The organism is Caulobacter sp. (assembly GCF_035254145.1).
GTDB lineage: Bacteria > Pseudomonadota > Alphaproteobacteria > Caulobacterales > Caulobacteraceae > Caulobacter.
In genome coordinates, this window is record NZ_DATFAV010000153.1 from 1 (window position 1) to 9,495 (window position 9,495).

Consider the following 9,495-nt stretch of genomic DNA (forward strand, 5'->3'; position numbering starts at 1 on the left):
ACCAGGATGTCCCAGCGACCAGTGCGCACGTCCTTGGCGGCGGCTTCGATGCCGTCGAGGGTGGCGAGATCGTGACGAAGGAAATCGTCGACACCGTCCGGCCGCGTGCGGCCCAGCGCCACGACATGGGCGCCTTCGGCCGCGAGTTGCTTGGCGACCAGGCCGCCCAGCCCGCCGGATGCGCCGGTGATCAGAACGCTCTTGCGATCAGACATTCGCCGTCTCCCGCACATGGGGGATCGCGCGGAACATGTCGGCGAAGCGGACGAAGATCGCCTGGGCCACTTCGATGATGGCGGCCTGATCGGCGGGATCGTCGATCTCGTTCATCAGCTTCTCGAAGAAGTTCAGGTGCTCCAGATCCAGCGCGCCGTGAGAGGTCAGGTAGCTGAAGCATTCCGGACCCAGGCCCAGGTTCTTCGCCACGGCTTCCGCGCCATGGGTCGCGAGCTTCACACTGGTCCCTTCGAGCACGAAGACCATGCCAAAGAAACCCATCGGGTTGGCGTTCCTGACGTAGTCGTAGGCGTAGTCGGTCATGGCGAGCGTCGCGGCGCGAGGCGTCCCATGGCGCACGGCCTCGGCGTCGCCGCCGCAGTTCTTGATGTCGCTGAGGATCCAGTGCTCGTGGCCGGTCTCCTCGGTGATGTACTCGTCCAGGGCCTCGACGAAGCGCTGGTGGTTTTCGTCCATCCGCGCCCGCGCCGCCTGCATCAGCGGCACGGTGTGCTTCACATGGTGATAGGCCTCGGTCAGATAGGCGATGTAGGTCTCGCGGGAGATGCGGCCCATCAGGCCGTCCTGGATCTGGGGCGTCGAGGCCAGGGCCATCTGTCCGTCGATCGTTTCGGTCACGAGCCGTTGGTAGAAGGTCAAGCGAGGTCTCCTGTGGTGGAAGCTTCCATGAAGTCCCGGTGGCGGGCGCCGAGCACCGATCGCCGAGGACGTCCGTTGTTGGTCAGTTCGCCCGCGGCCGCGTCGAAGGCGTCGCGGATCAGCCAGCGGCGCACCTGCGCGTAGGGCGGCAAGTTGGCGTTGGCGCGGGTGATCGCGGCCGCGATGGCCGCCTCGTCCATGCCGGGGATCAGCGGCACGATCAGAGCGGAGAGCTCGGCCTGGGCCTCGCCCAGCACGACCGCTTGGCGGATTTCGGGTTGGGCGGTCAGCTCGCTCTCGACCCACTCGGGCGAGACGTTGCGGCCATAGGCGGTGATGATCGTGTTGGCGCGCCGACCGGAGATGCTGAGGAAGCCGTCCTGATCGATCTCGCCCAGGTCGCCCGTGAACACCGGGCCTTGGCGCGCTTGGCCGCCCGCGTAGCCTAGGAAGCCGGAATCCTCGACGACGATCTCGCCGTCCTCGATGCGCGTGCGCAGGTGGGGTAGGGGCCGGCCGACGGTTCCGGCCTTGCGGGCGGCCGGCGTGTTGAGCGCCACGACGGAGGCGCACTCGCTCAGGCCGTAGCCTTCATAGACCGGCAGGCCCAGTTCGTCGGCCCTGGCCAGCAGCGAGGGCGAGACCTTGGCGCCGCCGACGGCGACCAGCTTCAGCTCGGGCAGGCGCACGCCCGTGAAGGTCATGACCATCATCAGGGCCCGCAGCAGTTCGGGGACCAGGATCAGGCTGTTGGCGTGGTTTTCGGCGATCGCGCCGGCCAGGCGCGGCAGGTCGGGCCGGAAGGGGTCGGCCAGGCCCAAGCGATCCGATGGCAGGATGTGGTAGCGCCCGCCCGCCAGCAAGGTGGTGTAGAGACCGGCCACGTTCTCCAGCAGGATCGACAGCGGCAGTAGCGGCAGATGGAGCCCCGCATAGTCAGCGCCGATCGACTCGACCAGCGAGGCGGCCACCGCCTCCATATGCTCGCGCGACAGGCAGACGCCCTTGGGCTGGCCGGTGGAGCCGGAGGTGTAGGTGATCTTGGCGGTTCCATTGGGCAGGGCGCGTGCTGGTAGGGCCAGGGGCGTCACGCGCAGCGGCGTTTCGGCCAGAGTCAGGTCGCCCTCGGCGCCGTCCGCCAGCTCGATCAGCAGGCAAGCCCCGGCGTCGGCCATGGCGTGCCGGCGTTGGTCGTCTGTAAAGAAGCCGGGCAGCGGCAGGCTGGCCCAGCCCAGGCGGACGAGGGCGAGGTCCAGGATCACCCATGCCGGACCATTGGGCAGCCGGATCGCGAGGGGCGAACCAGGGCGCACCAGCGGCGCCCATTGGAAAAGCTCCCGCGCGGCGCTTTCGATGGCGGTTTCGAGCCCGCCATAGGTGAGCGACATGCGATGGTCGCTGAGAGCGATAGACCCCTCATTCAGACGGGCCCGCTGGGCGATGGCGGCCAGGACGCGGCTCATTGGTCGGCTCCAACGCAGGGGTGCAGGCGCGAACACGCGCCGGGAATGGCTGGGGGCCCGATCAGCAACAGGTGCGCCAAGGGCTCGAGCGCCGGAGCGATCGCGCCAGCCAGAACCTCGGGGTCGCGATCGTAGTAGCCGCCCCAGTCTCGGGCCTCGGGGCCTAGCCGCGCGGGGTCGGCCGTGGTCAGGCGGCGTATTGGGAAGCCAACGCGGGCGAAGGTGCGCCGCAGCTGGCGGGTGGCGGTGGCGACCGCGTGCTCGCAGCCCAACTGCCGAAGATGGCGCGCCATCGCCATGAACAGGAACAGTGAGGCTCCGGCGCTCTGGGAAGCCAAGTTGCCGATCTCAGCGACGCCGGCGCGCGCGGTGGAAAGGCCCGTGGCCTGGCCCAGCGCGACCTCGATGGGGTCGTCCAGATAGCGCTCTAGGAACAGTGGCTCATCACCCGCCAGGCGGAACCCTACGGCGGCGTGGATCTCGCCCTCGGCGTCCTGGACGCTCATCAGAGTGGGATAGTGCGCGCGGATCCGACCGTTGAAGGCCTCGGCGTAGGTCGCCTCGATATAGGCCTCCACCCGCCGCCGTTCCGGCCGGAAGCGGTGGTGGATCGAGATCACCCGGGGCTCGACCGAGGTGAAGCGCCGCACGCGGTCGGCGTCGAACCGCAGGCTGCCGACGGGCGCGCCGTCGTTCATCATCATGACTTCCAGCAAGGCGATCTCCAGCCCAGTGGCGCGCTCGGCGCCCTTCGACCGGCAAGGACGACGCCCAGGCCAGGGCGCCTCAAAGCTTTCGGCGGTTGCGTCGGGTCCTCGGTTCGGAAAGATTGTCGCAGGCGCGGATTCTCGGCGCCGAGCCTTTGAGGAGCGCGACCGCGCCTTGGACGACGCCGACGTCCATCCCCTGCTTTCCGCCTACATGCAGCGGCGTGAGGATCTCGTTCGCTATTTCCGAGTGCGCCTGCGTTCCGACGAGGCGGCCGAGGATCTGGTGCAGGACATCTATCTAAAGATCGCCGACCGCCCGCCCGAGGCGATCGACAATCCGGCCGCCTATCTCTACCGCCTAGGCACGAACCTGATGCTGGACCGCATCAAGGTGCGTCGCCGGGCCGAAGCGCGCGACGCCCAGTGGCACGGCGCCAACGTTTCGGACGTCGGCGGCGCCCAGATCGCCGACGAGGCGCCCGCCGATGAGGCCGCGGCCGCCCGACTGCAGCTCTCCAGAATATTGGAAGCGGTCAAGGCGCTGCCGCCCGCGGCCCAGCAAGCGTTCCGGCTGCACAAGCTGGAAGGGCTCAGCCACGCGCAGACGGCCCAGGCCATGGGCGTGTCCCGCTCCAGCGTCGAGAAGTACATGATGGCCAGCCTGAAGCTGATCGTCGCCAAGGTGGGGCGCTGGCCATGAAATCGGCTCGTGAAATTCTTTTGAGGCGCCTTTCGCTTTGTGGCGTCTTTGGGGCGATAGGGGAGGCGGACAGCCTTCTCGAGAGTGGCGAAGTCGGATGAGCGAACAGGAACTTGAGACGAAGGAGGCCTTGCGCGACCAAGCGGTCGCGTGGCTGGTCCGCGTCCAGTCCGACGCGGCGACGGCCGACGATTGGGCCGCCCTGACCGACTGGCTCGAAAGCTCGGACGCACGCTTGGCGGCGTTCGAAGAGGCCGAGCTGATCGTCGCCGACCTGACCGAACGCAAGGATGAGATCGCACGGGTCCTGCCGCCTCCCGCGCCCGCCGTGATCGCCTTCCCTGGAACCCGGCGAACAATGCCGGCCCCACGCCGAGCGTGGATGGCCGGTGCGATCGCCGCCTCGCTGGCCGTGATGGTCGGTGGGCCCGCGCTGTGGAACGCCTCGCGGGGAGAGCTGGTCACCTATGAGACCAAGCCCGGTGAGACGCGGCGCATCGATCTCGCCGACGGCAGTCGGATCATGCTGGACGGGGGCTCCAAGCTCAGCGTCCGCCTGGGTTGGAGGACCCGCCGCGTCGAGATGGGTCTGGCCCAGGCCAGTTTCGACGTCGCCAAGGATCCTTCGCGGCCATTCGTAATCGGTGTCGGGGACCAGGCCGTGAGGGTCGTGGGGACCGAATTCAACATCCGGCATGACAGCCGTAGCGTGCGCGTCACCGTTCGCCGAGGCGTCGTCGAGGTCGCCCAGCGGGACGGCAAGGGCGAGCGGCCCACGCGGCTGACCGTGGGGCAGGAGTTGCGTCACGTCCAAGGCGCTGGGGTTTCGCAGATCCGGCGCGTCGAGCCCGACGACGCCTTCGCCTGGTCGCAAGGGCAACTGGTGGCCGATGGCGAGACGCTGGGCGACATCGTCGCCGATCTGAATCGCCGCTTCTCGACGCCCATCCGCATCGCGCCGGAAGCCGCTGGTCGCCGTTTCACCGGCGTGATCGCTCTCGACGACGAAGACGCCGCCGTTCGCCTGCTGGCGACCTATGCGTCGCTCTCGGTGGATCGCGTGGGCGGAGAAATCATCTTAAGGTGACGCTCTGACCGTCTCGGAGGGGCGTGATTTGCGGATTCGGGCGTTGCGACGCTTCCTGCTGGCGTCGGCGATCGGCCTGGCCGCGGCGCCGGCCGGGGCGCACGCCGACGCGCGTTCGGTGTTCAATATTCCCGCCGGGCCGGTGAAGCAGGCCGCCACGACCTTCGCCATCCAGGGGCGCGTCTCGATCGATCTCAGCGATACGGCGGGTTGCGAACCTTCGCGTGGATTTTCCGGACACGCCTCGGCCCCGGCGGCTCTGAAAGCGCTGCTGGCCGGTACGGGTTGTGATGCGCGCCGCATCGACTCCAAAGCCTATCAGATCGTTCGCCGCCCCCCGCCGCCCCCGCCGGTTCCGGCGCCTGCGGTCGGGGCGGAAATCGCGGCGGAGCCGTCGCCACCGCTCTCCGAACTGGTGGTGGTGGCCACCCGTCGGCCGACCCTGGCCGATCGTCTTGCCTATTCGGTCAGCGTGATAGACGAGCGGTCCGGGGCGGCTCGCGGCGTCAAGGACGCCAACGACCTGGCGCTGGTCGTTCCAGCGATGACCGTGACGAACCTCGGGCCGGGGCGGGACAAGGTGATCCTGCGGGGATTGTCCGACGGGCCCTTGACCGGTCAGACGCAGTCGATGGTCGGCATCTATCTGGATGATGTCCGGCTGACCTACAACGCGCCGGATCCCGATCTGCTGATGATCGACGTCGCTCAAGTCGAGGTGCTTCGTGGACCGCAGGGCGCGCTGTATGGCGCTGGATCGCTGGGAGGGGTGCTTCAATTGACCACCCATCGCCCCGATCCGACGGGCTTTGACGCGTGGGTCGCCGCTTCGGCCTCGACAATGCGCGGCGGCGAAGGCGGCGGCCGCGTCTCGGCCATGGTCAACGCCCCCTTGCTGGGCGGGCGCGCCGCGGCGCGGATCGTCGCCTACGCCGAAAGGCAGGGCGGCTATATCGATGACCGCGGACAGGCGCGGTCGAACGTCAACAGCACGCGGCGCTCGGGCTTGCGAACATTATTGTCCGCACCGCTGGCGGGAGGCTGGAGCGCGGAAACGGGGGCGGCGATTCAAGCGATCACCTCCGACGACACGCAATACGCCAATCCCGCCGTTGGCCGCTATGCGCGCCGAAACCGCCTGGCCGAGCCCCACGACAACGATTTCCTGGCCGCTCACCTCGGCCTCAAGGGGCCCCTGTTTGGCCAGGACGCCAAACTGACGCTGGCCACCGTCCGGCACGATATCGGCAGCCGCTACGACGCCAGCGCCGCGCCACCGGTCGCCGCGCCGTCGAACGCGGCGGTCGCTTTCGACGACAAAAATCACGTGGAGGCGGTCGTCGCCGAAGCCTCCCTGGCTTCGCGTGGGCGGGGGGCGATCCAATGGCAGGCGGGCGCTTTCCTGGCCAGGACACGACAAGGGCGCGACGGCGATCTTACGATACAAGATCCGCAACCTTCGCTTCTCGCGCGCGAGACCCGTCGCGACGTGCTTGGTGAAGCCGCGCTGTTCGGCGAGGCGATAGGCGATCTTGGACACGGCTGGAGCCTGACCGTGGGAGGGCGACTGTTCGCCACCAGCACCGAGGTTTCGAGCCTGGCTTCGTCTCTGGGCGGAACCGCCGCCTTCCGCGATCGTCAAAGCTATGTGGGCTTCGCGCCGAAGGCGGTCGTTTCGTTCGCGCCGAGGGACGCCATGCTCTTTTATGTCCAGGCGGCGGAGGGCTATCGGGCGGGCGGATTCAACACCGCGCTCCTGCCGACGCAGATGTTCGATACGGCGGGTGGAGAACCCCAGCGCCGCTACGATGGCGATGAACTCTGGAGCTTCGAGGCGGGAGCCAAGCTTCGCCTGCTGGACGGACGGCTGCGCCTCCGAGCGGCAGCGTTCGCGGCGACCTGGAAGAACATCCAGAGCGACCAGCTGCTGCCTTCCGGCCTGCCTTACACGGCCAATCTCGGCAATGGGCGCAACATGGGCCTGGAATTCGAGGGAAGCTACGTTCAAGGAGGCCTGCGGCTCGACGCCAGCTTCCTGCTCAACAAGCCTGAACTGGAGTCGGTGAATCCGGCATTCCCGGGCCGCGTCGACCTGAGCCTGGCGGGCGCGCCCAAGGGTTCGGCCGCGCTCGGCGTCGACTATGAGCGCGCATTTTCCCGCAACTGGCGCATCGGATGGAACGGGGGGCTAAGCTATGTCGGCCGCTCCAGCCTGAGCTTTGACGCCGATACGGCTCCGTCCATGGGCGGATACGCGACCGCTCGCGCGGCGATGAGGCTCCGATCGGATCGGCTCAGCATCGGTCTCTCGGTCGAAAATCTCCTGGATAGCTCGGGCGACACGTTCGCTTACGGCAATCCGTTCACGCTGAAATTCTCCCGCCAGGCCACGCCCCAGCGGCCAAGATCGATCCTTATCGAGATCACCAGGCGTTACTAGAACGTCTCGCGTTGCGAGGGGGCCGGCCGATATGAGCGCCGTCCGCTCCCTGACGTCGTCACGCCTGTCAGCCGGCCACCGAGTGCAGGAACTCCAGCTTGGCCACTGGCTCGAGGGGACCGGCGGCCTTCAACAGCTTGAACGCGTCATCGGCGGCTTCGATCGCGTGATCGATGTCGGCGTCGGTCATCGCCGTGGTCATGAACATGTTGTGCCACGGGTGGAAATAGACGCCGCGCTTGAGCAGGGCGTTGTTCCAGAAATAACCCCTGGCCCCGGTCGGGTCGTCGTCGACCATGATCAGCGGCAGTTGGGCCGGGCCGGTCTGGCGCAAACCAAAGCCGTGGCGGCCGGCGACCTCGTCGAGGCCGGTGCGGAGGCGTTCGCCAAGCGCGATGGTTCGCTCCAGATAGTCGGTCTCGCGGATCAGTTTCAGGGTCGCCAGTGAGGCGGCCATCGGCGCGGCCGAGAACCAGAACGAGCCGGTGGCGTAGATGGTGGCCGCGGCGAAGCGGGCGATGTCGGCGCCCAGCAGGGCCGAGATCGGGTGGCCGTTGGCGATCGCCTTGCCCCAGCTCGACAGATCCGGCTTCACCCCGACCAGCGACCAGCTGCAATCACGGGCCAGGCGGAAACCGGCGCGCACGTCGTCGACGATCAGCAAGGCCCCGTGCTCGTCGCACAGTTCGCGGGCGCGACGGGCGTATTCAGGGTTGGGTAGTTCCTGGTCGACGAAGGTGTCGTGCTTGATCGGCGAGGCGAAGATCGCCGCCAGGTCCGAGCCGGCCTCGCGCACGGCCGCTTCCAGGCTTTCGACATCATTGTACTCGTAGAACACCTGGTTGGCGCGGTCGGAAGGCGTGGTGCCGTTCTTCAGCGGCGTGCACCACGGTTGGGCGCCGTGATAGGCGCCCTTGGCCAGGACGATGGTCTTCTTCTGGGTGAAGTTGCGGGCGATCATCATCGCCATGGTCGTGGCGTCGGTGCCGTTCTTGCAGAACATCGCCCAGTCGGCGTGGCTGACCTGAGCGGTCAGAGCTTCGGCCAGCTCGACCATGGCCTGGCCCGGACCGGTCATGGTGTCGCCCTGCTTCATACGATCGACATAGGCTCGGTCGATCTCGGCGTGGCCGTAGCCGAACAGGTTGGGACCGTAACCGCACATGAAGTCGACATAGCGGTTGCCGTCGACGTCCCAGAGATAGGCCCCCTGGGCGCGATCGAAGAACTGCGGATAGTCGTCGGGGAGCAGCATCACCGACTGGTGGCCGTACATGCCGTTGGGGATCACGGCCATGGCGCGCTCGCGCAGCGCGGTGTCCTTGCTGTTGGTCCAGGTCATGTGGAGCGTCCCGCCATAAGATAGTTTTGACTATCATAATGACTGAGGCATAGTGGCTGTCAATGTAGGGGAGAGACGGCATGAAGACCGGCCTGGCGTGTATCGGACTGACGACCCTGGACGTTGTGGCGCGGGCGATCGACGCCTTGCCGGAAGGCGAGGGGACCACGCTGATCGAAGGGATCGCCTGCGCGCCAGCCGGGACGGCGGCGGGGGCGGCCCTGGTCGCGGCCAAGCTGGGCATGTCGGTCAAGCTGGCCTCGGCCGTCGGCGACGACCTGATCGGCCGCTTCATCCGCCTGGCGCTGGAGGAGGCGGGGATCGACCTCACCGCGCTGGAGACCCTGCCGGGCCTGCCCAGTTCGACGACGGTGCTGGCGGTCGACTCGGCCGGGCGCCGGCCGAACTTCCACGCCTTGGGCGCGGGGATGTTGGCGGCGGCGACGCCGGCGGCGCTGGAGGCGGCGACCTCCTCGCGATTCCTGCACTATGCCGGGGTCGGCGGTCCGCGCCTGGACAGCGGGGCGGGGGCGGAGCTGGTCAAGGCGGCGCACGAGGCGGGAACGATCGTGACCTGCGACCTGATCTCGCCCCAGGCCACGGCGCTGGACGAACTGAAGCGCCTGCTGCCTTTCGTCGATTACTTCATGCCCAGCGCCGCCGAGGCCCTGCTGCTGACCGGCCGGGACGATCTGTTCGCGGCGGCGGACGTCTTCCGCGAACTGGGCGCTGGCGGCTGCATCATCAAGAACGGCGGCCGGGGCTCGGTCGTGGTGCTGGATGATGCGAGGACCACCCTGCCGGCCTATGCGATCAAGCCGGTCGATACGACCAGCTGCGGCGACTCTTACTGCGCCGGGTTCATCGCCGCCCTGGA

9 protein-coding genes are annotated in these 9,495 nt (G+C 67.9%); 4 read left to right on the forward strand and 5 right to left on the reverse strand.

The genetic code is table 11. From position 1 onward, the window contains the following. The 4 genes from VJ655_RS08960 to VJ655_RS08975 form a co-directional block, all read right to left on the reverse strand. A partial coding sequence (locus VJ655_RS08960) for an SDR family NAD(P)-dependent oxidoreductase (RefSeq protein WP_324110722.1) occupies nt 1-215 on the reverse strand: 215 nt, incomplete at its 3' end. Then, nucleotides 208-876: an iron-containing redox enzyme family protein gene (locus tag VJ655_RS08965; RefSeq protein WP_324110723.1), complete on the reverse strand. Its 669-nt coding sequence runs from the start codon at nt 874-876 to the stop codon at nt 208-210. The genes VJ655_RS08960 and VJ655_RS08965, both read right to left, overlap by 8 nt. Beyond that, entirely contained in the window at nt 873-2,339 is a 1,467-nt protein-coding gene (locus tag VJ655_RS08970) for an AMP-binding protein (RefSeq protein WP_324110724.1), read from the reverse strand. Before VJ655_RS08970 ends, VJ655_RS08965 begins: the two co-directional genes overlap by 4 nt. Then, nucleotides 2,336-3,055, reverse strand: coding sequence for a thermostable hemolysin (locus VJ655_RS08975; RefSeq protein WP_324110725.1), 720 nt, complete (start codon nt 3,053-3,055; stop codon nt 2,336-2,338). The genes VJ655_RS08970 and VJ655_RS08975 overlap by 4 nt, the downstream gene beginning before the upstream one ends. A gap of 166 nt (nt 3,056-3,221) precedes the next feature. Here VJ655_RS08975 and VJ655_RS08980 point away from each other — a divergent pair, with 166 nt between their 5' ends. The 3 genes from VJ655_RS08980 (at nt 3,222) to VJ655_RS08990 (ending at nt 7,276) form a co-directional block, all read left to right on the forward strand. Then, nucleotides 3,222-3,749, forward strand: coding sequence for an RNA polymerase sigma factor (locus VJ655_RS08980; RefSeq protein ID WP_324110726.1), 528 nt, complete (start codon nt 3,222-3,224; stop codon nt 3,747-3,749). Between the two features lie 97 nt (nt 3,750-3,846). Beyond that, nucleotides 3,847-4,836, forward strand: a complete 990-nt coding sequence (locus tag VJ655_RS08985; protein WP_324110727.1) for a FecR family protein — start codon at nt 3,847-3,849, stop codon at nt 4,834-4,836. Nucleotides 4,837-4,879: 43 nt separating this feature from the next. Next, nucleotides 4,880-7,276: a TonB-dependent receptor gene (locus tag VJ655_RS08990; protein WP_324110728.1), complete on the forward strand. Its 2,397-nt coding sequence runs from the start codon at nt 4,880-4,882 to the stop codon at nt 7,274-7,276. Between the two features lie 67 nt (nt 7,277-7,343). On the opposite strand, the gene VJ655_RS08995 is transcribed toward VJ655_RS08990, so the two are convergent. Further along, nucleotides 7,344-8,618 (reverse strand): aminotransferase class III-fold pyridoxal phosphate-dependent enzyme, encoded by a 1,275-nt coding sequence (locus VJ655_RS08995; RefSeq protein ID WP_324110729.1) that lies wholly within the window; start codon nt 8,616-8,618, stop codon nt 7,344-7,346. Nucleotides 8,619-8,698: 80 nt separating this feature from the next. Between VJ655_RS08995 and VJ655_RS09000 the strand changes: the two genes are divergently transcribed. Continuing rightward, nucleotides 8,699-9,495: carbohydrate kinase family protein (locus VJ655_RS09000; RefSeq protein WP_324110730.1), on the forward strand; the 797-nt coding region annotated here is incomplete at its 3' end.